At 47.7% G+C, this 25,399-nt stretch carries 17 protein-coding genes and 1 rRNA gene; 10 read left to right on the top strand and 8 right to left on the bottom strand.

The genetic code is table 11. The features are described from left to right. Window positions 1–111: 111 nt before the first annotated feature. Together AAKU64_RS10650 and AAKU64_RS10655 are read right to left on the bottom strand one after the other, a co-directional pair. Window positions 112–789: a Fe2+-dependent dioxygenase gene (locus AAKU64_RS10650; protein ID WP_354332611.1), complete on the bottom strand. Its 678-nt coding sequence runs from the start codon at window positions 787–789 to the stop codon at window positions 112–114. 137 nt (window positions 790–926) lie between these two features. Then, window positions 927–3,200, bottom strand: coding sequence for a catecholate siderophore receptor Fiu (locus tag AAKU64_RS10655; RefSeq protein ID WP_354332609.1), 2,274 nt, complete (start codon window positions 3,198–3,200; stop codon window positions 927–929). 561 nt (window positions 3,201–3,761) lie between these two features. On the opposite strand from AAKU64_RS10655, the gene AAKU64_RS10660 reads away from it, so the two are divergent. From AAKU64_RS10660 to AAKU64_RS10685, 6 genes are all read left to right on the top strand, one after another. Next, window positions 3,762–5,942, top strand: a complete 2,181-nt coding sequence (locus AAKU64_RS10660) for a prolyl oligopeptidase family serine peptidase (protein WP_354332607.1) — start codon at window positions 3,762–3,764, stop codon at window positions 5,940–5,942. A gap of 120 nt (window positions 5,943–6,062) precedes the next feature. Continuing rightward, the gene (locus AAKU64_RS10665) at window positions 6,063–6,368 is read left to right on the top strand and encodes a hypothetical protein (protein ID WP_354362127.1); all 306 of its coding nucleotides are present in this window, start codon (window positions 6,063–6,065) and stop codon (window positions 6,366–6,368) included. A gap of 15 nt (window positions 6,369–6,383) precedes the next feature. Continuing rightward, a complete protein-coding gene (locus tag AAKU64_RS10670; protein WP_354332605.1) occupies window positions 6,384–7,169 on the top strand; it encodes a hypothetical protein in 786 nt (261 codons plus the stop codon). A gap of 820 nt (window positions 7,170–7,989) precedes the next feature. Next, entirely contained in the window at window positions 7,990–9,768 is a 1,779-nt protein-coding gene (locus AAKU64_RS10675; protein WP_354332603.1) for an ABC transporter transmembrane domain-containing protein, read from the top strand. A 125-nt stretch (window positions 9,769–9,893) separates the two neighbouring features. Continuing rightward, entirely contained in the window at window positions 9,894–11,645 is a 1,752-nt protein-coding gene (locus tag AAKU64_RS10680) for an ABC transporter ATP-binding protein (RefSeq protein WP_354362128.1), read from the top strand. 19 nt (window positions 11,646–11,664) lie between these two features. After that, window positions 11,665–13,986 (top strand): penicillin-binding protein 1A, encoded by a 2,322-nt coding sequence (locus AAKU64_RS10685; protein ID WP_354332600.1) that lies wholly within the window; start codon window positions 11,665–11,667, stop codon window positions 13,984–13,986. A 325-nt stretch (window positions 13,987–14,311) separates the two neighbouring features. On the opposite strand, the gene metC is transcribed toward AAKU64_RS10685, so the two are convergent. Next, the gene (metC, locus tag AAKU64_RS10690) at window positions 14,312–15,520 is read right to left on the bottom strand and encodes a cystathionine beta-lyase (RefSeq protein ID WP_354332598.1); all 1,209 of its coding nucleotides are present in this window, start codon (window positions 15,518–15,520) and stop codon (window positions 14,312–14,314) included. A gap of 238 nt (window positions 15,521–15,758) precedes the next feature. On the opposite strand from metC, the gene AAKU64_RS10695 reads away from it, so the two are divergent. From AAKU64_RS10695 to AAKU64_RS10705, 3 genes are all read left to right on the top strand, one after another. Beyond that, window positions 15,759–16,238: an Lrp/AsnC family transcriptional regulator gene (locus tag AAKU64_RS10695; RefSeq protein WP_354362129.1), complete on the top strand. Its 480-nt coding sequence runs from the start codon at window positions 15,759–15,761 to the stop codon at window positions 16,236–16,238. Between the two features lie 172 nt (window positions 16,239–16,410). Beyond that, the gene (locus tag AAKU64_RS10700; RefSeq protein WP_354332595.1) at window positions 16,411–17,334 is read left to right on the top strand and encodes an AEC family transporter; all 924 of its coding nucleotides are present in this window, start codon (window positions 16,411–16,413) and stop codon (window positions 17,332–17,334) included. A 161-nt stretch (window positions 17,335–17,495) separates the two neighbouring features. After that, entirely contained in the window at window positions 17,496–18,587 is a 1,092-nt protein-coding gene (locus AAKU64_RS10705; RefSeq protein ID WP_354332593.1) for an enoyl-CoA hydratase/isomerase family protein, read from the top strand. Window positions 18,588–18,756: 169 nt separating this feature from the next. Here the strand turns inward: AAKU64_RS10705 and AAKU64_RS10710 are convergent, their stop codons facing one another. The 4 genes from AAKU64_RS10710 to AAKU64_RS10725 form a co-directional block, all read right to left on the bottom strand. After that, window positions 18,757–19,443 carry a DUF4197 domain-containing protein gene (locus AAKU64_RS10710; protein WP_322120164.1) on the bottom strand — a complete coding sequence of 229 codons (687 nt, stop codon included), beginning with the start codon at window positions 19,441–19,443 and terminating at the stop codon, window positions 18,757–18,759. A 368-nt stretch (window positions 19,444–19,811) separates the two neighbouring features. After that, window positions 19,812–21,494, bottom strand: coding sequence for a long-chain fatty acid--CoA ligase (locus AAKU64_RS10715; RefSeq protein WP_354362130.1), 1,683 nt, complete (start codon window positions 21,492–21,494; stop codon window positions 19,812–19,814). 481 nt (window positions 21,495–21,975) lie between these two features. After that, the gene (gene argE, locus AAKU64_RS10720) at window positions 21,976–23,139 is read right to left on the bottom strand and encodes an acetylornithine deacetylase (RefSeq protein ID WP_354362131.1); all 1,164 of its coding nucleotides are present in this window, start codon (window positions 23,137–23,139) and stop codon (window positions 21,976–21,978) included. Window positions 23,140–23,267: 128 nt separating this feature from the next. Beyond that, window positions 23,268–24,182, bottom strand: coding sequence for an NAD(P)-dependent oxidoreductase (locus AAKU64_RS10725; protein ID WP_354362132.1), 915 nt, complete (start codon window positions 24,180–24,182; stop codon window positions 23,268–23,270). 135 nt (window positions 24,183–24,317) lie between these two features. Here AAKU64_RS10725 and AAKU64_RS10730 point away from each other — a divergent pair, with 135 nt between their 5' ends. Next, complete coding sequence (locus tag AAKU64_RS10730; protein ID WP_354332585.1) at window positions 24,318–24,857, top strand: acyloxyacyl hydrolase; 540 nt, start codon at window positions 24,318–24,320, stop codon at window positions 24,855–24,857. Between the two features lie 197 nt (window positions 24,858–25,054). On the opposite strand, the gene rrf is transcribed toward AAKU64_RS10730, so the two are convergent. Further along, window positions 25,055–25,167: ribosomal RNA gene (rrf, locus tag AAKU64_RS10735) — 5S ribosomal RNA — on the bottom strand. Window positions 25,168–25,399: the final 232 nt, after the last annotated feature.

Genomic DNA, 25,399 nt, shown 5'->3' on the forward strand with positions numbered 1-25,399 from the left:
AATAATTCTATGGACAATTAAATATACACATCAGGAGTATATTAAAATCAATCAAACCACTTTCTGCTCACAGAATCGCTAAAAGTGAGTTAAACCGACAACAGCTATGCCTCAGACATCACTCCATTGCCGCAGCAAATTGTGATAATGACCGGTCAAACTCAAGACTTCATCGCAGTCACCTAAACGTCCGCGCAGCTTTTGAATATTCTGGTCCAGCTCAAATAACATCCCGCGCCGGCTGTCGTCGCGCACCATACTTTGGGTCCAGAAGAAAGAGCAAATACGCGCACCCTGTGTCACCGGCTCTACTCGATGCAGGCTGCTGGACGGATAGACAATCAAATCACCGGCGGGCAGTTTGACCTCATGCGTGCCATAGGTATCGACGACGACCAGCTCTCCGCCTTCATACTCTTCCGGGTCGCATAGAAAAAGTGTGGACGATATATCAGTACGCATATACGCAGCACCCGGCAGTTTGCGTACCGCGCCGTCGATATGTAAGCCGTAATGGTCGCCGCCTTCATAACAATTAAATAGTGGTGGGACTGTGCGCAAAGGTAAGGTGGCGGCGAAGAATAAAGGGTTACGCGCCAGCGCGGCCAACACAGTCTCTCCCAGTTCTATACTAAGCGGTGAACTCTCTGGGAGTTGCCGATTGCGCTTGACTTGCGCGCCTTGTTCGCCAACGGTCGCTTTGCCATCAATCCAGTCTGACTGATCCAGTTTTGCTCTGATCTGCGCGACCTGATCACGGGTCAATACTTCAGGTATGTGCAACATCATCGTATCTGCTCCTTGTCATGCAAAAGCCCCTCGTGCAGACGAAGGGCTTTTGATTGCGTTATTTCTTGTTGGCTATTTAGCTCTAGCTATCCATTTATAACAATCAATATAGCCAGAAACTAAAGTTTCAAGTTCAGTTAAAACTTAATATTCGCCATCAAAGTTGCCGAGCGTGGCGTGACTGGCGTGTAACGATATCCACTCTTGTTAATCGCTGCAACGTAGGCTTTATCGCCAAGGTTGTACAGGTTCAATTGCAGATCGATATTCTTGTTGATGGCATAACTCGCCATTGCATCCACCACCCAATAGGAATTGGTATAAGCCGGTGTGCCGACGGCACCATCAGTGCCACGCAACAAAGAATCAACAAAACGTGCGCCGCCACCGAGCTTCACGCCAAACGGTAACTCATACGAGGTCCATGCGGTGAAAGCTTGTTTTGGCGTGTAGGCCAGATTGTTGATACCGCTGGCAGTCGTGATTTTTCCGCTCTCTACTTTGGTGTCCATCTTGGTATAACCGGCACTGACTAACCAAGTTTTAGTGATCGCGCCAGTCACGCCCAACTCCACACCTTGCACCCGCTTTTTGCCCGTTTGGTAGTACAGCAGATCAACCAGGTTTTGTTCAACCTCATTTGATACTTCGGTACGATACAAAGCTGCGGTAAACGACAACTTTTGGTCTAACAAATCCCACTTGGTACCGATCTCTGCATTCTTGGTTTCTTGCGGATCAAACTTAGGATTGGCAGCACTGCTCGCAGAGGCACTTAAAGCAAAATTAGAACCGCCCGGTGGCTGTTTGGACGTGGCATAGGACACATACACACTGCTGGCTTCGGTCGGTTTATACAGACCACCGACTTTCCAGTTCACCAGATTACCGTCCATATTTAAATTGGTCGGGATCAAAGTATTGACTGGCAAAGTAGGATTAGCAGCCAGCGTCGATAAACTAGTGGCAGAATAATCCGTGCTGTAGTGATCGATCCGTACACCGCCGCTTAATTGCCATTGCGGCGTAAATTTTAAAGTATCAAAAGCGTAGGCACTCACCGTGGTAGTTGCGCCGCGGGTGAACACGCCGTTGCGCACTAAATTCAAGCCGCTAACAGGATCATTCGGATTCGGATTATAGAAGTTGGCAGCAGGCAGTGTGCCTGTGCCGCTGTAGCCAAAGGTGTTTTGTTTTTCGTTGGTCAGCTCGACACCGGTCAACACCGTATGCTGGAGTCCGTTCGTATCAAAATCAAGTAGCAGATTAGTTTGATTCGTCAAAATTTCATTTTTTTGATCTTTGAGCGTACGAGTACTCCGTGCCAGGGTCCAGGTAGATAAGTTGCTTGCTGATGGCGTAAGCAGATTCGCAGTCGTGCCCATGAAGGCGGTCAATAAATAATTTTGCGAGGTTTTGCCGTAGCGGGTGGTGTTGATCAATTTCGCTTTAGGATTAAAGTCATGTTCTATCCTCCCAGTCAGCATATCAGCTTTGACTTTGTCAAAATCGCTAGACGATCCATAGAAATTTTTTGGATCTACCATCGGCGCAGTTGATAGGAAAGGACGTTTAGGATCCGGACTGCTGTAGCCAGGCAAGCCTATTGTTGGAACGCCGCCATCCGGCACATTATTTTGATCAACATGCAGGTAATTCAGATAAATCCGGGTCGGACTACCAAGCCCAAATGCCAGCGACGGTGCGACACCCCAGCGTTTATTTTTGACTTCGTTACGGCTGGTGCTGCCACTATCTTCATCCATCACATTTAAACGAAATGCGGTACCTGTCTCTGCATTGATGACTTTATTCCAGTCCGCCGTAACGCGCTTTTGACTACCGCTACCGAATTTGACCGAGCCGTAAGTCGCATCATCTTTTTGCGCTTGTTTACTCACCAGATTGATTGATCCGGTGGGCGCACTACGACCGCTATCGGTCCCTGCAGCGCCTTTTAATACATCGATCTGCTCGATATTGAACAAGTCGCGCGAGATTGATCCCAGATCACGTACGCCGTCTACATAAATACTGCTGGAAGAATCAAAACCACGCATATAGACCGCGTCGCCTGTATTCGTGCTGCCGTTTTCACCAAGGAAGAATGCACCAACGCCAGGAGTATTTTGCAAAGCTTGGGTCAAGGTCACCGCGCCTTGTTGCTCTATCAGCTCGCGCTTAATCACGGTAATCGTTTGCGGAGTATCGACCAGAGGCTGGGTATATTTTGGCGATGAGGCCTTGTCCGCTTTAAAATCATTTTCCTGTTTCGACGTCACTTTTACTTCTGGCAAAGTCGTATCAGCCGCCTGCGCAAGTGCTGGCAGCATCACAGCAGCGATCGCTGCGGCGGTCAAAGTTTGATTAAATTGGGGACGTACATGCTTGCGACTTTTAATGTGTGACATCTTCGTTCCTGATGTATAAATAAAAAAATCTGAAAAGCCCTGTCCGGGCGTATCTATAGCGATGCAGGCATGAACTGAACGACCGATGCTAAATATTGAGGCAACACCGCTCCCAAGCATTAAATGCCAGAGCGTGTTGAACATGATCAGAGTTGATGAGCGCAGATCAGTAAGATTGCGCTACCGCCAGTTGCACTTTGCAAAAAAGGTGGCTGGCAGACAGAGGGGGAAGAATGTCGAAGCTGGCTTGGGTCTAGTACGTTTGTAACGAGATGTAATTTTAAATGAGAATCATTCTTAATCGCAAGCGAAATTTTTATTATTTCATCGCCAAAAAAGAGTTCGGCAACATCGCAGGACAAAATCGGTATCGTTTTTTATCTGCACAGACTATTCAAAGAATCCAACTCACGGAAAAAATGATGAACTAAAAGCATAATTACCTTGTCCATCAGCACTGCTTAATTCGATAATCAGCCTGTCTGCATCGAAGTAAGTCACACAGGATGTTTAGTAGCGTTTCGGAAGTCAACATACACAAAAATAACGACAAGGAAAATAATGGAACACAAAGCAAAATCAAAAAAACCTGCTGTGCTCATCGCCTCATTCAGTCTTGCGCTATTGGGTTTAGCCACCGCGAGTATCAGTCAAGCACAAACTACGGTGGCAGGCGCAATGACAGAATCGGTAGTCGCTGCCGATCCGCAGCAATGGCTGGAAGATGTCACCGGCGAGAAAGCCCTGGATTGGGTCAAGGCACGTAATCAGGTCACTCGCAGCAAATTGGATAGCGATGCTGGTTTCATCAAGCTACGCAGTGATTTGCAAGTCGTACTGAACTCCAAAGACCGGATCCCGACCGTGAACAAAATGGGAAATTATTATTACAATTTTTGGATGGACGCCGATCATCCACGCGGCGTCTGGCGCAAAACGACGCTGGACGAATATCGCAAATCCCAACCAAAATGGGAAACCGTGCTCGATATCGATGCACTGGCAAAAATAGAGAACGAAAACTGGGTATTCAAAAATAGCAACTGCCGTGATCCGGTTTATGACCGCTGCTTAATTCAATTATCTCGCGGCGGCGCAGATGCAGTAGTAATGCGCGAATTTGATCTGACCACACAGAGCTTTATCAAAGACGGTTTTACCCTGCCGGAAGCCAAGATGAACATCGATTGGCGCGATAAAGATACGCTATTCGTCGGAACCAATTTTGGCGAAGGCTCACTGACGGATTCTGGCTATCCGCGCATCGTCAAAGAGTGGAAACGTGGCACACCGATCAGCGCCGCCAAGACTTTATTGGAAGGTGAAAAAACCGATATCTCGGTCTCAGCCCGAAGCTACGATCAAGATGGTATTCATCACGAAATCGTTAGCAGAGGTGTGACTTTTTACACGTCGGAAGAATATTTAAAAGAAGGTAGCAAACTGACGCGATTAGATGTGCCAGCAAAATCCAATATCAGTTTCTTTGGCAAACAATTCGTCGTTAGCCTACGTGAAGCATGGACCACTGGCGGCAAGACCTACGCCACTGGCAGCCTGCTGGCGATTGATTTTGACGCGTATAAAAAAGGCAAACGTAATTTCAATGTATTGTTCCAGCCGACGGATACAAGCTCACTCAATGGCGAGGCAATTACTAAACATTATCTGCTGGTGCAGTCATTGAATAATGTCAAAAGTAATCTGACTGAATGGCAGCTAAAAAAGGGCAAATGGGTCTCACGTGAAGTCGCCCTGCCCACACTAGGTAGCATCGGTGTCAGCGCGATTGACGCCAATCATTCTGACGATTATTTCCTGAGCTATTCCGACTATCTGACTCCTAGCGTTTACATTCTGGCGCATGCGGGTAACGATCAGCGCGAAACCTTAAAATCTGCCCCTAGCTTTTTCGATGCAACGCCTTACGAGACCGTACAAAAGTTTGCCACCTCCAAAGACGGCACCAAAGTCCCATACTTTATGGTGCGCAATAAAGACGTGAAATACGATGGTAACAATCCGACACTGTTGTACGGCTATGGTGGCTTTGAGATTTCGTTGACACCGTCCTACTCCGGTAGTCTGGGTAAAACCTGGCTAGAAAAAGGCGGCGTCTATGTCGTGGCCAATATCCGTGGCGGTGGCGAATACGGTCCGCGCTGGCATGAGGCCGCGTTAAAAGAAAACCGTCAGCGTGCGTATGATGATTTTGCCGCAGTCGCGGACGACCTGATCGCCAGCAAAATCACCAACCCACAACATCTGGGCGCGATGGGTGGCAGCAATGGTGGCTTACTCGCCGGTGTCGCCTTGACCCAGCATCCAGAACTGTTTAATGCCGTTGTCAGCCAGGTGCCTTTGCTAGACATGCAGCGCTTTAACAAACTGCTGGCAGGAGCGTCGTGGATGGGTGAATACGGCAATCCAGACATTCCAGCAGAATGGGATTACATTTCACGCTACTCACCATACCAAAACGTCAAAGCGGGCGTTAAATACCCGAATGTCTTGTTCATCACGTCCACCCGTGATGACCGTGTACATCCGGGACATGCACGCAAGATGGCCGCAAAAATGATCAGTCAGGGTCACGACAATGTCTGGTCTTACGAAAATATTGAAGGCGGTCACGGCGGTGCGGCTAACAATGCACAACGTGCAGATATGGCAGCGATTACCTATTCGTTTTTGTGGAATATGTTGAAGCGGGATAATGGCGATGTGGTGATTAAGCGTTAGTTTTACTGCTACATTTAAGCGCTCAGTTTCCGAATTTTGCGGATTGTGTTCAAAAGCCGCTGACATTTAAGTCAGCGGCTTTTTTATATCTCTGGTGCGCTTAGTGGAAAATCTCGGTTTATGCAAAGTGACATATCCACCGATATGCTGAACGCTCACAAACAAACAGCGGCAATTGCTCGAAGTTACGGCATTTTAGAGGGCGCAGCAATTTCCTCAATTGAAGCTAGAGGAGTTTCCCTTTTCGCAGAATCTGCGGGACGCGCGGCTCGTCAGTGGGGCAAGTATGTTATTAAAGGGGCTGGTGTAATTGGCGCAATAGCTGGATCTAGCGTTGTCTTTGCAGCTGATTTATTTACTCACTCTGACGAGGCAGGTCGTTACTCTGATTGCATTAAATCATGTACTCTCATCTACGGTAAATAATAATCTCTCTATCCATTGGCTTATATGAAAATAATGAATTTTAATGGGAAACAAAATATTGCTTTGCTCAACTCATTATCAGAGATATTGGTAAGACATGATTTTTTGTTTATTGGCGTTGACAAATCTCGGACTGACATTGCAACGTGGGAGAAAAAATTAACTCCGACACTGAGCGCAACCATGATGGTGACATTGAGTAGTACACTTAGCCCAGATTTATGGTCTATAGAGCCTCTGATTATTTTGTATTCAAGTTTCGCGGCTGAGAAATCTAATTATCTGGGATTAGATCGTGATTGTTCACCAGTAACTGATCGCTGGATAGAGCCAGATTCAGTTCCGATTATGCGGCTATTTCCCGCTCACTACAGATGGCAAGATAAGCTAGAGATTAAGTACCCTGTTTTAGAAGGTCGTCCTGATAATCTTGCGTTTCTTGCTCAAGAATTTTCCGATGTCTATGATGAATACGCATTGCCAGTATTAACGAATTTTTCTAATTCACTTAGCGCAGCTGAATTTTTATTGACTTCCTCAAGCCTTTATAAAACTCGACGTTTATCCACCGTTAGACCACGCTACGATCTTTTACGGGAGCCGATTTATGCTGCAATATTATTTTTAGAAGCTGGAGAATTCCAACGCAGTTTAGATTTACTAAAGCGCTGGGATACTTGTGAGGAAATGTTTGATCCTTCATTTACAGCGCAATACAAACGCAGTCTTGTTTGTCAAATTAAAAAATTGATTCCGTACTTCGAGTCGCAATTAAGCAAGCGTAGCGTGCGTAGCCCGTAGCGCCATGCGCACCGCTTCACCGGATATCCTGATTTTTTAAGCCGTTTGTTTTTCCATCATTGGTGCGCATGGCGCACCCTACGCAATATTTATGCGGCTTGTGGCGTGTTTTTGTGCCGCAAGGCACGTCTTTGCTGGGGGATCGTTTCCACATAAAGCCTGATGTGCGTCTCCTCGTAGGGTGCGCCATGCGCACCGTTTCACCGGATATCTCATTTTTAAGCCGTTTGTTTTTCCATCATTGGTGCGCATGGCGCATATATGGACTCTTCACGATTACAAGAGTTTTCAAATGAAATAAGTGCGATCGGTCGAATTCACGATATTGAACCGGACCCAATGAATTGCGCCGCATGCGGATCTGTTGATTGGCTCTGTCAGCCTTAGGTATTGATTTGAAATGAGCCGGAGCCGGGCTGCACCTCTCTCCCGTGCGCGGCATAGGGTGTTCCATGCGATTGACATTCACACTACATGTCGCATCATCGATAGGATGCAAGCGTGCATCAAGCGATTAAATATACTCCTAGTATGTATATTTAAATAGTCCAAGTAATTATTGGGCATCTAGGCATTTTTCAGATTTCTTTATGGGAGTATATCCGTACACTTCTAAGATATGCGCAGCCATTTACACCAAATATAGGCTTCAGATACCTTATATTGCCATCACTTTCGGAGGACAAAATCACGGCGAAAAATACAAATGCTGTATCATCAATGGCTCTGAAGTTGCTGAATTCTCAAACCCTGGAAAATTGTTTGTCTTCGCTTCGATCGCAATTCCGCCTCAAGATCACCCAATCCAATCGAATACCCTATGAGTTTGTACCAACTACTTGCACAATTTATAAAACAACATAAACGGCACTATATTGCAGCGGGCGCTATGCTACTTAGCGTCGCAATATTGACTGTGCTGATCCCGCGCAAAGTCGGCGCGGTGATTGATGCGATGGTGGCGCACACCTTAGATGGTCGCGGACTGGCGATCCAGTTAGGCCAGCTGATATTGATGGGAATAGCGATTTACTTTTTGCGCGTAGGCTGGCGCTTGCAATTGTTTGCAGCGTCATATCAGTTAGGCGTGCAATTACGCACCAGGCTATATCAGCGCTTGAGTTTACAAGGCGCGCCGTTTTTTCAGCAGCAACGCACTGGCGATTTAATGGCGCTCGGCACCAATGATGCAGATGCGATTGAACTGGCGTCTGGGGAAGCCATGCTGGCGGGCTTTGATGGCACGATGACTTTTGCACTGGTGATCGGCATGATGTTGCTGGGTGTGGATTGGCGGCTGGCGCTGGTGGCATTGCTGCCCTTCCCTTTTATGGCGTGGGCATTTAAGAAAATCACTCATCACGTGCATGATGCATCCCGTGACTCTTTAAACCGGTTTAGTAAGCTCAATGATCAGGTGCAGGAAACTCTGGCGGGTGTACGCACCTTGCGCGCTCTCGGTCTGGAACAACGCAGCGCAGCGCAATTTGCCGAACTGGCCGAACAGGCAGCCGATGCCAGTCTGAGCGCACAGCGCTGGGAAGCCGCTTATGAACCAGCAGTCGGTATCGCCCTGACCTCCGCAGGCGCATTGACGCTGGCAATGGGCGGATATCTGGTCTGGAATCAACAAATGACCATCGGTACCCTGACCAGCTTTACGATGTATTTGGGTCAATTGATCTGGCCGATGTTTGCTGCTGGTTGGGTATTGTCCTTGCTGGAACGCGGCAAAGCCGCATGGAATCGGTTGGAGCCTGTTCTGGCGGCGGAACTTAGTGTGCAGGATCATGGTCAGATCACCACATCGCCGCAGGGTAGTTTGCGTTTTCAGGACATCAGTTTTTCGTACCCTAGACAATCTGCCATCGCGCTGGATCATGTGTCGTTTAACTTAGACGAGGGGAAAACGCTGGGCATCGTCGGACATACAGGATCGGGCAAATCGACAATTATCCGTTTGATATTGCGGCAATACGATATAGCTGCCGCCGGTAAAGGCACACTAGGCTCGCTAGGTTCGCTACGTTGGGGTGAGCATGCGCAATCGGATTATCGCTTACATAGTTTGCGGCTGGCGATCAACTGGGTATCGCAGGAACCTTTTTTGTTCTCTGCATCGATTGCTCATAATATTGCTTTGGGCAATCCCGACGCGACCCGTGAACAGATTATTCACGCCGCTACGCTGGCGGCCGTACATGAGGATATTGTGCGCTTCCCGCAGGGCTATGACACACCGGTAGGTGAGCGCGGTGTGACGCTTTCTGGTGGACAGCGTCAACGGGTTGCGATTGCTCGCGCTTTACTGACCGATAGTCCTTTACTGTTACTGGATGACGCCTTGTCAGCAGTCGATACCGATACCGAAACCCGCATCCTTCAACATCTAAATGAATTACGTCAGCAACGTAAAGAGCGCAGCGCCATTATCGTCAGTCATCGCCTGAGCGCCGTTGCGAATGCAGATCATATTTTAGTGCTGCGTGAAGGCCGAGTGATTGAACAAGGCACGCATGACATGTTATTAGAGCAAGCAGGATGGTACGCAGCCCAATGGCGCTATCAACAATTGGAAGCCAGTCTTGATGCGGCTTAAACCTGTCAGTAACCGGCTGTGGTATTCCGCAGCCTCTGTTAGCTAAGCCAACTATTCTTCGTCAACTATCCACTCTACAAAAGTTAAAAGTAATGTCTGAAGTAAATGCGATAGGCAGCCCAGCAATGAGCGCCCCCGAAAGCAAGTCCGAAAAAAAGCTCGCAGTGAATTTGCTCATGCAAGCGGCACAACCCGAACGTCGCCACGTGCTGCTAGGGATTCTATTTTTATTTGTCGCTGCAGGACTGGAAGCACTGGGTCCTCTGCTAGGTAAGGCGTTTATTGATCGCTATCTGTTGCCTCATCAAATGGATACCGCCATCGTAGTCGGCTTGCTGGTCACCTATCTGGCCACAGGCTGGTGGGCAACCTGGCTGCGATATCTGCAACTGTCACGCCTGGCCGGTGTTGCCATGCGCTCGGTGCGCCGCCTGCGTGAGCAAGTGTATGAACATGTACTGCGCTTGCCGATGGCTTTTTTTGATAAAGCGATTACGGGACAACTAGTCAGTCGTGTAACCAACGACACCGAAGCTGTTAAAAATCTATACGTCCAAGTCTTGTTTGTCATGCTGGACTCTTCCATCGTGGTGATCGGCGCACTGGTAGCAATGGCGTGGCTGGATTGGCGGCTGATGCTGATCGTAGCAATGCTAATCCCGGCCGTAGTGATCATCGTTTGGTTTTATCAGCGCTGGAGTGCGCCAGCAGTGAGTCGTGCGCGCCAGTTGCGTAGCGAGATCAACGCGCAGGTTGCAGAGAGTATTAACGGCATGAGCACGCTGCAAGCAAGCAATGCCGAATTGCGTTTCGGCGCACGGTTTGACGCGACCAATCAACAACATTACCATGCGCGGTTAGACGAGTTGCGAGCCAATGCTTGGCTCTTGCGTCCTGCGCTGGACTTACTCAATTCGCTGCTATTGGTAGTGGTGATCTTTTGTTTTAGCCAGCGTGATTTTTCTGGTGTTGAAGTCGGTATCTTGTATGCGTTTGTCAGCTATATTGCCCGCGTGGTTGATCCTTTGATCCAGATCACCTTGCAATTCGGTCAGATACAACAAGCAGTGGTTTCGGCGGCACGGGTGAATACTTTATTGAGAGAAAAAACGACTACCAGCATCATCAGCGACCAAAAAATTAGCCAAGGTGATTTGCGCTTACAGCATCTGGCTTTTGGCTATGACCCAGTCAATCCGGTGCTGCATGATGTTAACTTGCATATCCCGGCAGGCAGCTTTTTCGGCATTGTCGGCCACACAGGAAGCGGCAAGTCCACTCTGCTCAGTCTATTATTGCGTTTCTATACCGCACAGTCTGGTCGTATCACGATTGATGATATTGATCTGACCAGTTTTAGCGATGAGCATTTCCGCGCCAGTGTGGGACTTGTACCGCAAGAGCCATTTTTATTAGCAGCCAATGCCCGCGAAAATATCGCCATGGGGCGCGATATCAGCGAGGCCGATATCATTATCGCCGCCAAAGCGGCACGCGCGCATGACTTTATTCTGCAACTGGAACAAGGTTATGACACGCCCTTGGGTGAAGGCGGCGCGCGCCTGTCTACCGGCCAAAAACAATTGATCGCGATCGCCCGTGCGCTGGCGGGCAAACCCCGCATCTTGTTTTTGGATGAAGCTACATCACATATCGACAGCGAGACCGAGCAAGTCGTACAAACAGCGCTGACAGAACTGCGTGGCAGCGTGACCATCGTGGCGATTGCGCACCGTCTATCCACTATCCGCGACGCAGACCAGATTGTCGTACTCAATCACGGCAATATTGCAGAACAAGGCACGCACGCACAATTGATGCTGCTGGACTCTGGCATTTATCAAAAACTGTATTTGCTGCAAACATTAGAAGACTAAGGAAGACATGAGTACTTTGATGAAATTAATCTTAGGTGGTATCGCTGTTCTGACAGCCTGTTTTTTAGGTGCGCTGATCTATATATTTTTTGGTATCTTGCCCAATTTGCCGTCACTGGATGCAGTCACCGATTACCAGCCAAAAATCCCGCTCCGTATCTACACCGCCGACAATGCTTTGATCGGTGAGTTTGGTGATGAACACAGAGATTTTGTCGCTATCAAAGATATTCCGCCAGTCATGAAAAACGCTTTATTGGCGATAGAAGACAAGCGATTTTACGAGCATAGCGGGATTGATTTTCGTAGTGCTTTACGGGCATTGCTAGCAGATTTGAGCGGTGGTTTTCATCAAGGTGGCTCGACTATCACGATGCAAGTCACTCGTAATATTTTGCTGACACAAGAAAAAACCGTTATGCGCAAGTTTAAAGAAATTGTCTTAGCCTATCGCATCGAAGCGGCATTAAGCAAAGACCAGATTCTTGAGCTATATATGAATCAAATCTATCTCGGTCAACGTACCCATGGTTTTTCCAGCGCGGCTAATACCTACTTCGGTAAATCGCTGCAAGAGTTATCGATTGCAGAAGCCGCCATGCTGGCAGGCTTACCGCAAAATCCAGCACGCCATAATCCAGCAGTCAATCCGCAACGCGCCAAGCAACGTCAGCTGTTAGTTTTAAAGGCGATGCAAGATGATGGTTATATTACGCAAGCCCAATATGATCAAGCCAGCAAAGAAGAACTGCATATCAGTAGCCGCCAGCAGTTTGATGCGCATGCCGATTACGTCGCGGAAATTGTGCGTCAAAGTATCGTCGCAGAGTATAAAGACGCTGCGTATACCAGCGGCCTGAAGGTCTACACCACGATTTATAAAGCCGAGCAAGACGCCGCATACGAATCATTACGCCGTAATGTCATGGCCTACGACCAGCGTCATGGATATCGTGGCCCGGAGGCTTTTATTGAGCTACCCACTGACGAAGATGAACGTGATGATGCTATCGATGCTGTGATGCTGAAACATCCTACCAATGATAAATTGCTGCCTGCGGTCGTGCTGGAAGTTAGTCCAAAATCACTCAAAGCGGAAATGGCGTCCGGCGATACAATTACCCTCAGCGGAGAGACCTTGCGCTTTGCGGACAAAGCCTTGCAAAATAATGCCAACCGCGATTTAAAAATACGTCCAGGCGCTTTGATACGTGTGATGCAAGATGCTAAAAAACGCTGGACGATCAGTCAATTGCCGGAAGTAGATGCCGCCTTCGTCGCCCTGAATGCGCAAGATGGTTCGTATCGTGCGATGGTCGGTGGATTTGATTTCAACCGTAAACAATTTAATCATGTAACCAGTGCATGGCGTCAGCCTGGTTCGTCGATCAAACCCTTTATTTATTCTGCTGCGTTGGAAAAAGGCTATTCGCCAGCCACCATCGCCAACGACGTGCAATTGTCCGAAACCAGTACTGAAGATTTAAAGTGGGATCCACGCAATGACGATGGCAAATACGATGGACCTATCAGTTTGCGTACCGCATTGGCACAATCTAAAAACGTAGTCTCAGTGCGTTTGCTGCGCGCAATCGGCGCCAGCTATGCACGTGATTACTTACCTCGCTTTGGTTTTGATATCACCAAGCAACCACAAAATCTGACGCTGGCGCTGGGTACCGGATCAGTCACGCCACTCCAGGTTGCGGCTGCTTATGCGGTATTTGCTAATGGCGGTTATCAGATTAAACCGTGGCTGATTCAAAAAATTACCGACTCACGTGGCAAAGTATTGTCAGACATTAAACCACCCGCCGTTGCGCAAGAAGATGCCAGAGTTATTGACGGTCGTAACGCCTTTATCATGGACAGCATGCTGCGTGAGGTCGTCAGAACCGGTACCGGTGCATCTGCTACGCCACGCTTAGGACGACATGACATTGCGGGCAAAACGGGTACCAGCAGCGATGCGGTCGATGGCTGGTTTGCAGGCTATGCGGGTAACTTAGTGGCAGTAGCATGGATGGGATACGACGATCCAAAGTCACTGGGCGGCAGAGAGTTTGGTGCAACTTTATCTCTACCAATCTGGATCGACTATATGCATCAGGCAATGGCAGGCAAACCTGAACTACAACGCGCTGTGCCAGAGAATGTATCCAACGCAGAAGGCGATTGGATGTATAACGAATTTATGAACGGTGCGGGCGTTAAAACTTTTGATCTTGACCTTCCCGGCACTCCTTCGGTCCCGCCAGCTGCGGGAACAACTCCCGGGCTAACGCCTGCTGCAACACCAGCTACAACGGCACCACTTCCCAACCAAGAAATCATCAAATAAAAAAAGCCCGCTACCAGAGCGGGCTAAAATCCTTACCTTTGGAGAGTATCAAGGATGAGGCAAGTATATGGTGAAAATATTACGGAGTAATGACAGGCTGAATCAGAGCCTACTTTTTTTCTGACGATCTATTACTGCCCCTTATTTAGACTTACTGACCCTTACTGCCCCTTACTGACCGGGTGCGCTCGAACCCCAAGTGCAAAAAAAAGCCCGCTGGACTAGCGGGCAAAATCTACAATCTGGAGAGAGTAGAAACCGGTAAGTTACATCGTGCCAATCTGTGTAAGACCTCTCTTAAGATTGGCTACAGAACATGGACAAATTAGGCTGCAATAGGTTCCGCACAATCAAGATTTCTCAATGCCTCAAACCCCTGCTGCAAATCATTCTGTAAATCTTGAACTGCTTCCAGACCGATATGCAAACGTATCATCGGCGCCTGCCATTGGCTGGCATTCACGGTGCGGCAGTGTTTTGGCTTGGTCGGCAAAATCAGACTCTCGTAGCCGCCCCAGCTAAAGCCGATACCAAATAATTCCGTACGGTCTATCAGCTCGGCAACTTGTTGTTCTGTGATGTGCTGATGAAAAATCGCACCCATCAAACCACAGGCGTAATCAGGATGGAAATCGCGCTTCCATAGTTCATGCCCCGCTGCACCTGGCAACGGTGGATACAGCACTTCGGCGATTTCTGGCTGAGCCTGTAACCATTGCGCGATATGCAATGCGCTGACTCTGTGTACCGCCAGGCGCGCAGACATCGTGCGCAAACCGCGTAAAGCCAATGCCGCATCGTCCGCACCGATCGATAAACCCAACTGCTTGTAGGTATCGCGTAAACGAGGATGCAAGGCTTCTGTGGTTAAAATCACACCCATCATGGCGTCGGAGTGGCCAACAATATATTTTGTCGCCGCGTGGATAGAGACATCAATGCCCAGTTCAAACGAAGACCAGCCTATCGGCGTTGCCCAGGTACTGTCAGACACAATCACCGCGCCGCTTGCATGCGCGACTGCGGCCATCGCAGGAATGTCCTGTACCTCAAACGTCAATGATCCCGGTGACTCGACAAACACAACTTTGGTATTAGGCTGCATTAATGACGCGATATTCCTGCCGATCAGGGGATCATAATAAGTGGTACTGATACCCATTTTTTTGAGCAAGCCATCACAAAATAAACGGGTCGGATCGTAAGTCGTATCCACCATCAGTAAATGATCGCCAGGTTTTAACAAAGCCAGCAAAGTAGTGGTGATCGCGGATAAACCCGATGGTGTCAGCAAACAAGCGGCTGCGCCTTCTGCTGCACATAAAGCATGTTCCAGCGCCAAAGTCGTCTCATTACCGTGGCGACCGTAAATTGCTCGGGTACCAGTCGCCTCCTTTAAACCTGCCACATTGGGAAATAGCATGGTCGAGGCACGGATGACTGGCGGATTCACTGGCCCGTGGTGCGCTTTACCTTTGCGCCCTGCGTGAGTCAGTTTGGTGGCGGTTTGCCATTGCGGATCGTGCTTACTCATGATGCGTCCTTGATTGTGCTGAATTACTCTGAATTTGTTCGATCTGATCGATCTGATCGATTTGTCCAATTAACTGCGATGCCGTAGCTCACCAAAGCGCGCCAGCTGCAGCCTTGTCCTACCTTGCTATAGTGAAATTGGCTAAGTTCTAATCGTAACAAAACACAGATGAAATTTTTTACCAAAAAATCATAGATAATTCATCTTATTGAGAATAATTTTCTATAAAATTCAATCTATGGATAAAAAAGATATCGAAATATTACAAATTCTTCAAAAAGACGCCTCCATCGCTTTGGCCGATCTGGCTCAGGCGGTGCATTTGTCGGTCACGCCATGCTGGCGGCGCGTGCAACGGTTGCAGGACGATGGCGTGATCCGGCAACAAGTCGTGCTATGCGATCCCGGCAAGCTCAATCTGGGACTGACCGTGATGGTTGCCTTAAAAGCAGCGCAGCATAACGAAGGCTGGATGCAGCGCTTTATCAGCGGCACCAAGGACATCCCGGAAATTGTCGAAATTTTGCGTATGAGTGGTGATACCGATTACCTGCTGAAGGTGCTGGTACCGGACATGGCCGGTTTTGATCAGGTATATAAAAAATTGGTCAAGGTCGCTGATTTGCAAGATGTCAGCTCTAGCTTTGTAATGGAAATCATCAAAAGCACTACCGCGCTACCGCTGGATTACGCGGTGTTAAAAACGCTGAAAGTGTGATTAAGTGGCATTTCGATGAAGAGTTATAAAACATCCGTTACTATGAAAATTAATATACTCCCTATATGTATATTTATATGTCCATATATAACCTGGACAATCGGCCATTTTTATTAAAAAAATGGGGGAGTATATTAAAAATCTCTACTCTATTCGCTAATAACACATACCCATGGAATTATTTGAACGCATCATCGCTATCATCTTGCCGGTGTTTATCATCATCGGTCTGGGCTATTTGTATGCGCGCGTTAGAAGTACTACCGATAAAGGCGCTGGCGTTAAAGACGATATGGTGGCGATTAACCGCGTCAGCATGGATGTGCTCTGTCCGTTGCTGGTGTTTTGCGCGCTCGCCGCAAAAGAATTTGATGTTGCTCACAACGCCTGGCTGATCCTGGCCGGCGTGCTGATTGCGCTCGGCTCTGGCTTGCTGGCGTGGCCAGTGGCACGCTTGCTGGGCTACGATGTACGCAGCTTTGTGCCGCCCATGATGTACAACAATTGCGGCAACATGGGCTTGCCTCTGGCGGCACTGGCGTTTGGTGCCAATGGATTGTCGGCAGCGGTTGCCTTGTTTATGGCGTGCAATCTGGTGTACTTCACGGTTGGCATTAAAATTATTCAGCGCGGCCATCCCGACCACCAAGACTCACCGCTCAAATTTTTACGCAGTCCGATGATGTTATCGATGATGCTGGGGATGATTTTCGCGCTGCTGCATGTGCACCTGCCGGCGTATTTATTCATCGCACTTAAAATGACGGGCGACGCCTGTATCCCCATCATGCTATTTGCGCTGGGTGTGCGTATGCTGGACATTAATTTCGCCAGTTGGCGCATCGGTCTGGTCGGCGCCATCACCTGTCCGGTGGCGGGATTGCTGCTCGCACTGTTGCTAGATCCAGTTTTGCCATTAAGCGCGGCACAACGCGGCCAAATGTACTTATTCGCCGCCCTGCCACCCGCCGTTTTTTGTTTTATGGTGGCAGAACAATATCAGCAAGAACCAGACAAAGTCGCTTCGATTGTGTTGCTGGGAAACCTGGCGGCGCTCTTGTTTGTGCCGGCAGGTTTGTGGCTGGGGTTGCGGTAAACGACCATAAAAATGTAATGATAATTCCAGAGCCACGTCGGCGCGTCATAAGGCAATCAATGAGTACAGATAAAGCTTCACTACTCTCTAATACGCAGTTAACTGATGTACCTCAGATAAAAAAGTTAAAATCTTCCTTCAATCCAACTCCCCAATAAGCCATGAGCGACTACATCCAAACCTCCGTCAACAATCACATCGGCTACATCACACTAGATCGCCCTAAAGCACTCAACTCTTTATCTCTGGAAATGGTACGGGCGATTACGCAGACTTTGCTGGCTTGGCATGATGACGCCAATGTGCATGCGGTGTTTATTCATAGCAGCGCAGAGAAAGCATTTTGTGCCGGTGGTGACATCCGCTTTTTCTATGATGTCGGCACTGCGACACCCAAAGGCGATAGCGCTTTGCTGGAAGATTTTTTTACCGAAGAATATGCGCTGAATCATCTGATTCATTTTTATCCTAAGCCTTATATCGCCTTGATGAACGGCGTGGTGATGGGTGGCGGTATGGGCATCGCGCAGGCGGGGGGGAATTGTCGATTGAGGATCGTGACAGAGCGCACCAAGATGGCAATGCCGGAAGTAAACATCGGCCTGTTCCCTGACGTTGGTGGTGGTTATTTTCTGTCGCGCGCGCCGGGCCAGATCGGGACGTATCTGGGCTTGACTGGTGACATCATTACTGCGGCTGACGCTTTGTATGCAGGCTTGGCTGATGTGTTTATACCGACTACAGAATTACCCGCATTGATGGCGCTGTTGGCGACCACAACTTCTGGCGATATCCGCCACACGATCCGCGAGTTTGCTGCTCTGTTTGCAGAACAGGCAAATACCACAAGCAGCCGTTTGGCTACTCATCGTACGCTGATTGATCAGCATTTTACGGGCAACGATGCGAAGGCGATTGCGGCATCGCTAGCGGGTGATGCGAGCGAATTTACGCAACAGGCTGCAGCAGTAATGCAAAAGCGTTCTCCCTTATTGATGAGCGTGACGCTAGAACAATTACGTCGCGGTAGCACAATGTCAGTGGCCGATTGCTTGCGTATGGAACGCACGATGGTGCGTCATTGCTTTAAGCATGGTGAAGTACTGGAAGGCGTGCGAGCCCTGGTGGTGGATAAAGACAACACACCGCAATGGTCGCCAGTTACACTAGCCGAAGTAAGTGAAGAAATGGTAAGTACTTTTTTTGCGGAAGTGTGGCCAGCACATGCGCATCCATTGCGGTATTTAGCCTAGGCTTACTGATGTCGTGCCTGTAATTTATTGAAGTAATTTGTTAAGAAAAAAGAGGCGTACCAATTCGCTTGATACGCCTCTTTTATTTTGTTTTTTCAATCAGGGAAATAAATTAACGCTAATCACCGTGCCGCTGCGCACGGCATCATTTCCTAGTTGGACATCACCCTTATTTCAACAGGCCAAACACCTTGCCGATGATCTTGCTGCCACTGCCAATCGGATCCTGGCGTATGGCTTTTTCTTCTTCGCCTATCATCAGAAATAAACCGTCCATCGCACGTTGAGTTACGTAGCCTTCTACCGTGGCCTGCTCTTTCGGTACTGCTCCCATTTTTTCTGCCTGCCCCATTACGCTATTGTATTTAGCCGATAAGCCAGCTTTGTCTGTGACACCTTTCACCAGAGGTAAAAACTTAGTAGCGAGCGGCGTGGAGGTTTTTTGTTTGAAGAAATCTGTTACCGAGGTATCGCCGCCGGTGAGAATATTTTTAGCGTCGGTGACTGACATGGATTTAATCGCATCCATCAGCAGTGGCTTGGCCATTGGCACCGCAGATTCGGCAGCGCGGTTCATGGAGATAACCAGATCATCCAGCTGTTGACCACGTCCGGTCATTTTAAGTAGCGGACGCGCTTGCTCTAAGATGGATGGCAACTGGATTCTTACTTTGTCGTTATTTAAGAAGCCGTTTTCGACACCTAATTTAGCCACCGCCAAAGACGAACCTTTATCGAGTGCGGCTTTTAAACCGGCACTAGCGTCCTGATTGCTCAGGTCGCTTAGCGACGCCGCAAATGCAGAGGATGAGACGATCAACAAGGTGGCGGCAGTAAAGCGATATGGGAATGGCATGGTGATCTCCGGTGGATTAGGTTTGCGATGAATTGAAAATCAAATTGACGAATTTGATGACGACACTGATGACGATCTTATTTAGTTTGAGAATATCTTATAGAGCGCATTCAAAACATAGTCGGGCAGCAGCTTGACCCTATTTATTCTAGACGCAATTTGGATTGGCACAAGCAAAACAATTGTTAAAAAACAAAAAAGGAAAGCACACAGCTTTCCTTTTTATTTATACATACTCCTGATTAGTATATTTTAATCGTCCAATGATTCTATGGACAATCAGCATATTTTTACTTAATGACTAGGGGAGTATATTTAATTTCATTCCATCGCAAGAACATTTTTACGATACTTGCTTACTTATGTACTTATGCGGCCTTCTTTTCATCGCGCAATTCACGGCGCAAAATTTTACCAACATTGGTTTTTGGCAGATCCATGCGGAACTCAATGTACTTCGGTTTTTTGTATGCAGTGAACTGTTCTTTGCAATATGCCATTAACTGATCGACGGTGAGCGCCGGATCTTTGCGTACCACAAACAGTTTAACGGCCTCACCCGAGTTGGCATCTGGTACGCCGACACAAGCGCACTCCAATACGCCAGGGTGCAAGGCGACAACGCCTTCGATCTCATTTGGATATACGTTAAAACCAGATACCAAAATCATGTCTTTTTTACGATCCACAATCGTGGTGTAACCACGTGCATCCATAATACCGACGTCGCCCGATTTGAAGAAGCCATCGGCAGTCATGACCTTGGCTGTTTCATCCGGACGATTCCAATAACCGACCATGACTTGCGGGCCGCGGATCGCGATTTCGCCCGGTTGTCCCAAAGGTACAGGGTTGCCGTCGTCATCCAAAATCGCAATTTCAGTGGACGGAATAGGCAAGCCTATCGTGCCAGAGAATTCTTTGGTCGTTACCGGATTGCCGGTTGCAACAGGCGATGTCTCAGACAAGCCATAACCTTCAGAGATCGCGCAGCCAGTGACTTTGAGCCATTTGTCGGCAACCGCTTTTTGTACTGCCATACCGCCGCCACTACAAATTTGGTAACCAGAAAAATCCAGTTTCGCAAACTCAGGATTATTCAGTAAGCCGTTATACAAGGTGTTCACCGCCGGGAAAATATTGACTTTGTACTTGGCCAGTTCTTTGATAAAGCCAGGCATATCGCGGGGATTAGGAATCAACAGATTCAGCGCACCGATACGAGTGCCGAGCAAGCTGCAGACGGTCAACGCAAAGATATGATAAAGAGGCAAAGCGCAAACGATGGTCTTTTGTTGAGTCATATCCTGACCTTGCATACCAGGTGCAAGCCATGCTTCGTTTTGCAGAATATTGGCGATGACATTACGGTGTGTCAGCGTCGCACCTTTCGACACACCAGTGGTGCCGCCGGTGTACTGTAAAAACGCAACGTCATCGTGACCAATGCTGACAGGATTAAATGTCAGGCGCCCCGACTCTGCAAGGACTTGCTTAAAGCGAATCGCGTTGGGCAAAGAAAATGCCGGTACCATTTTTTTGATATTGCGTACGACAAAATTGACGATCATGCCCTTCAAACCGCCCAACATATCGCCCATACTGGCAACGACCACATGCTTGATCGCGGTTTTATCAATCACTTGTGCCAAGGTGTGCGCAAAGTTTTCCAGAATAAAAATCGCTTCTGCGCCAGAGTCTTTTAACTGATGCTCTAACTCACGCGGGGTGTACAAGGGGTTGACGTTGACGACGGTATAACCAGCACGCAACACGGCGGCCATCACAACAGGATATTGCAGTACATTTGGCATCATGATCGCGACGCGCGCACCTTTTGCCAGACCTTTATTTTGCAACCATGCGCCCATTTTTTGGGACAAGGTATCTAGCTCGCCGTAAGTCAGAAACTTGTCCATACAAACGTAGGCATTACGTGCCGCGTATTTTTGGAAAGCTTCTTCCAGCAATTGCACCAGAGATTTATATTGTGAAAAATCGATTTCTGCCGGTACGCCTTGCGGGTACGATTTAAGCCAAAACTTATCCATACTGTTTTCCTCGTCTCTGATTGTTGTTTGATATTCTAGGTTTATTCGGTTGACGTATGCCATGACGGAAGGTGATCAAATAGTCGATTAAGTAGCCAATTAAGCAGCTAATTATTATGCAGAAAATCTACCTGTCATTTACCGAAAATACGCCGATGATCGATGCTATCGGCTATGCGAAAACTAGGCAAGTCTTTTGCTCACTTGTTGAACTCATACTCTACAAAATTGCTGCGACGCAGCATGCAAACGCCTATTTTAAATCTCAATTTATGTCGCTAAATCAGCATCCAATATATGCTCTATATTTAGGATAACAGTGCAAATTTTGACCTATTCTCTATCCTCGCCTAATTCCCATTATCAAGCCGACTGGCGGTTTTATTTAAATCCATTTCGTGTTTTGTTTCATCTAAACAGATAAACAAACGAGGCCAAGTTCAAAGTATATTTATAGTCCATTTGCCAGCAATTCTGTGATTCACATAGAAGTAATTAAGCGCTGCATGAATACTTCGCATTGAGCTAATTGATCGAGTTCAACATATTCGTTTGGTGTGTGCGCCTGTTCAATACTGCCAGGACCACAAACCACGGTGGGAATACCTGCCTCCTGAAATAAACCCGCCTCAGTTCCATACGAGACCGCTCCGCTGGGTGGATTTCCCGCCAGGCGTGCTGCGAATTGCACTATTGCGTCGGACTCTTGCATTTGCAAACCGGGGGCAGATGCAAGCCATTCAAAATCGATACGTGCCAACGGTTCAACCGCTAACATTTGCGGTAGCAAACTAGCGGCGTAATCTTGAATCTCCTGGTACAAACTATCAGCTTTCATATTTGGTAAAGTACGCGCTTCAAATTGAAATTCGCAATCACGTGGCACGATGTTGGTCGCAAGGCCGCCTCGCATCAAGCCAGTTTGTAAGGTGCTATATGGAACTGTGTAGGCATTATCACGTTGCTCTTGCTTGGATAAGCGGTCTGCAATATCGCGAATATAGACGACAATTTTTGAGGCATATTCGATAGCGTTCACACCTTGCGTAGTGTAACTGGAATGCGCTTCGCGGCCGCGCACACAACAACGGAATCTATGCGTGCCTTTATGTGCAATGATCGGTTGCATTAATGTTGGCTCACCGACGATACAGGATGCTGGCTTCAGGCCAATTTCTTCCAGATCACGAATAAGACTACGAACCCCAAGACAACCAACCTCTTCATCGTAAGACAAGGCAAGATGTAAGGCCGTATCTTGATTTGCTGCGAGATATTCTGGAACAGCTAATAATGCAGCAGCTATGTAGCCCTTCATATCTGCTGCGCCACGAGCATAAACCCGGCCATCTTTGATCGTCGTCACAAAAGGATCTGTGTGCCAATCCTGGCCTTCAACTGGCACTACATCCGTGTGCCCGGATAAGATAATCCCAGGATTTTTGCCTTTGCCAACAGTAGCAAAGAGATTCGCTTTTTTCCCGGTGCTGTCATAAGTTAATCTGGACTCAACCCCGTACTGATCAAGATATGCTTTAACCCACATGATGAGTTCGAGATTGGAATCCCGCGAAATCGTTTTAAAAGAAACTAATTGAGCTAGTAGATCGAGTAGTTTGTGTGATGCTGTTAGCATGGTCGACATAGAATTTTCTTTATTTCGGTATTGTTTTTAAGACTCATCATTTTCTAAATCCAGACAGACTTGTGGTTCTTGCCTTAGCGATACAAGCTTGGTCGAATAATTGTTATTCAACGCATCTACTATTAATTCTATTGAGGAAAAATATCGGTTGCAGTACCCAGTCGCGTACCAGGATTTTTTTGTTCTAACTCTAGCAACGCTGCGGAATGATCGGCGCTTGGAAAACGATCTACTAGCGAACGATAAACCTTAGTGACAAGCTCCGTCATTGGCAAGGTAAGATTGGTAATCTGCGCTGCCCTCATTATATTTTCCATGTCTTTCGCCTGGCTTTTTACTTGTCCACCGGGAAGAAAATTTCGATCCAACATACGCTGACCGTGAACCTCTAAAATACGACTCTCGGCAAAACCATCCCGGAGTGCTTGGCGAACCGCAGCTGGATCTGCGCCCCCAGCCTGTGCCAAAAGTAACGCCTCAGCAACGATATTAATGCTAGCGCCGACAATCAGCTGATTACATAATTTAGCTAGTTGGCCTGTACCTGGCGGTCCGACTAGCGTTGGTTTCCCCATTGCCGATAAAATCGGTTCAACTTGTAAATAATCGACATCAGTTGCTCCAACCATAATCGCGAGGGAACCCGCTTGTGCACCAATTACTCCCCCGGATACGGGTGCATCTATAAACCGAACATTTTTCGTACCCAGCACTTCGTTAAATCTTTGCGCTTCAGCTTGTTGAGTAGAGCTCATGTCTATCCAAATCTCATGCCCATGAAGTATAGGCAAAATCTGCCGAATCATCTCATCAACGACGCTGCCATCAGCCAGCATAGTGATAATAATATCGGCAGCATGATCTGAATTTGTAATGGTCTCTATTGGTGTAGTGACGATCTCCGCTCCGAGCTCTATTAAGTTATTACATTTTTCCTTTGTTCGGTTCCAGATAGTTAAAGAAAAACCAGCTCGGAGTAAGCGCGTTGCCATCGGCTTACCCATTAAACCAATACCCAAAAAAACGACTTTAAGTTTCGCCATATAACTAATCCACTACTATGAATTGGATGAAGAAATTTCTTTTAGCAAGAATATCTTTATACTGCGATATTGAACTGCATATGTAATTGGTACAATCTCAAAATACTTTTTTCCCCTTTTATTAAGGTCGGCCTTATGAAATTATTTGCAAAAAAATCTCTTCTATGTGGCTTAGTGCTGATATCAACCCAGACGTTAGCACATGCTGTTGATTCGGCTTCGTTAGAATTCGCAACTGGCAATAAAACAAAGATGGTACGCGCAGGTGCCCAATGGAACTGGGATCAGCAATGGTTTAAATCAAACGGAACGAATGTTGGTGGCTATTGGGACGCAACATTGGCCGATTGGCGAGAAAATAATTACCAAGGTAATGGCAGCAAACAAAGTCTGGTTGATGTCGGTATTACACCTGTGTTCCGTTTGCAAAGCGACTCAAAAAAAGGACTTTACGGAGAAGCTGGCATTGGTTTGCACATGCTATCGGATATTTACGATAACAACGGCAGAACGTTTTCAACGAGATTTCAGTTCGGCGATCATATTGGCATGGGCTACGTGTTGGCGAACGGCTGGGATATTGCCTTAAAAATCCAGCACTATTCAAACGGAGGGGTAAAGCACCCGAACCCTGGGGTGAACTATGCGGTTCTGAAGGTGGGATATGCGTTTTAGAGGGAAAGAAATGCGGTGATAGATACAAGAATCTAGCGCAAGGCGTTCCACAAGAGCGTATTAGAGATAGATCAAGGAGGAAGAAGAAGAGGAGCTGCGGCTCCTTTTTATTTTCAGGAGCGGGAGGCAAGGGAAGAAGCTCTGCAAAAAGGCAAAAGCCCTTAACTCTGTGGAGTTAAGGGCTTTGCGGAATAAAAGCCTGACGATGACCTACTTTCACACTGGTTGCAGCACTATCATTGGCGCGGAGTCGTTTCACGGTCCTGTTCGGGATGGGAAGGGGTGGTACCGACTTGCTATGGTCATCAGGCATAACTTGTTGATCTGTTGAGTCACGCTATTCTGTGAGGGTCAACAAATCCAATTGGGAAGAAGCGCAGTAGCGTGTGCGGGTTGAATCGCACTAATCAATGTTTTTTTCACAGCACGCCAGACTATGGCGTGCTCTGGTGGTTGTGACTGTTGTCGAACAACTTACTGACGTAAGGTTCAGGCAAACACTTCACAAATACTTGTAACAGATAACCTGCTAAGGTTATAGG

It is taken from the genome of Undibacterium sp. GrIS 1.8 (assembly GCF_040544445.1).
Lineage (GTDB): Bacteria > Pseudomonadota > Gammaproteobacteria > Burkholderiales > Burkholderiaceae_D > Undibacterium.

Bases quoted from the DNA above. Each gene is read 5' to 3' on its own strand.
- AAKU64_RS10650 (WP_354332611.1), bottom strand. From the start codon at position 789: ATGATGTTGCACATACCTGAAGTATTGACCCGTGATCAGGTCGCGCAG.
- AAKU64_RS10655 (WP_354332609.1), bottom strand. From the start codon at position 3,200: ATGTCACACATTAAAAGTCGCAAGCATGTACGTCCCCAATTTAATCAA.
- AAKU64_RS10660 (WP_354332607.1), top strand. From the start codon at position 3,762: ATGGAACACAAAGCAAAATCAAAAAAACCTGCTGTGCTCATCGCCTCA.
- AAKU64_RS10665 (WP_354362127.1), top strand. From the start codon at position 6,063: ATGCAAAGTGACATATCCACCGATATGCTGAACGCTCACAAACAAACA.
- AAKU64_RS10675 (WP_354332603.1), top strand. From the start codon at position 7,990: ATGAGTTTGTACCAACTACTTGCACAATTTATAAAACAACATAAACGG.
- AAKU64_RS10680 (WP_354362128.1), top strand. From the start codon at position 9,894: ATGAGCGCCCCCGAAAGCAAGTCCGAAAAAAAGCTCGCAGTGAATTTG.
- AAKU64_RS10685 (WP_354332600.1), top strand. From the start codon at position 11,665: ATGAAATTAATCTTAGGTGGTATCGCTGTTCTGACAGCCTGTTTTTTA.
- metC (WP_354332598.1), bottom strand. From the start codon at position 15,520: ATGAGTAAGCACGATCCGCAATGGCAAACCGCCACCAAACTGACTCAC.
- AAKU64_RS10695 (WP_354362129.1), top strand. From the start codon at position 15,759: ATGGATAAAAAAGATATCGAAATATTACAAATTCTTCAAAAAGACGCC.
- AAKU64_RS10700 (WP_354332595.1), top strand. From the start codon at position 16,411: ATGGAATTATTTGAACGCATCATCGCTATCATCTTGCCGGTGTTTATC.
- AAKU64_RS10705 (WP_354332593.1), top strand. From the start codon at position 17,496: ATGAGCGACTACATCCAAACCTCCGTCAACAATCACATCGGCTACATC.
- AAKU64_RS10710 (WP_322120164.1), bottom strand. From the start codon at position 19,443: ATGCCATTCCCATATCGCTTTACTGCCGCCACCTTGTTGATCGTCTCA.
- AAKU64_RS10715 (WP_354362130.1), bottom strand. From the start codon at position 21,494: ATGGATAAGTTTTGGCTTAAATCGTACCCGCAAGGCGTACCGGCAGAA.
- argE (WP_354362131.1), bottom strand. From the start codon at position 23,139: ATGTCGACCATGCTAACAGCATCACACAAACTACTCGATCTACTAGCT.
- AAKU64_RS10725 (WP_354362132.1), bottom strand. From the start codon at position 24,182: ATGGCGAAACTTAAAGTCGTTTTTTTGGGTATTGGTTTAATGGGTAAG.
- AAKU64_RS10730 (WP_354332585.1), top strand. From the start codon at position 24,318: ATGAAATTATTTGCAAAAAAATCTCTTCTATGTGGCTTAGTGCTGATA.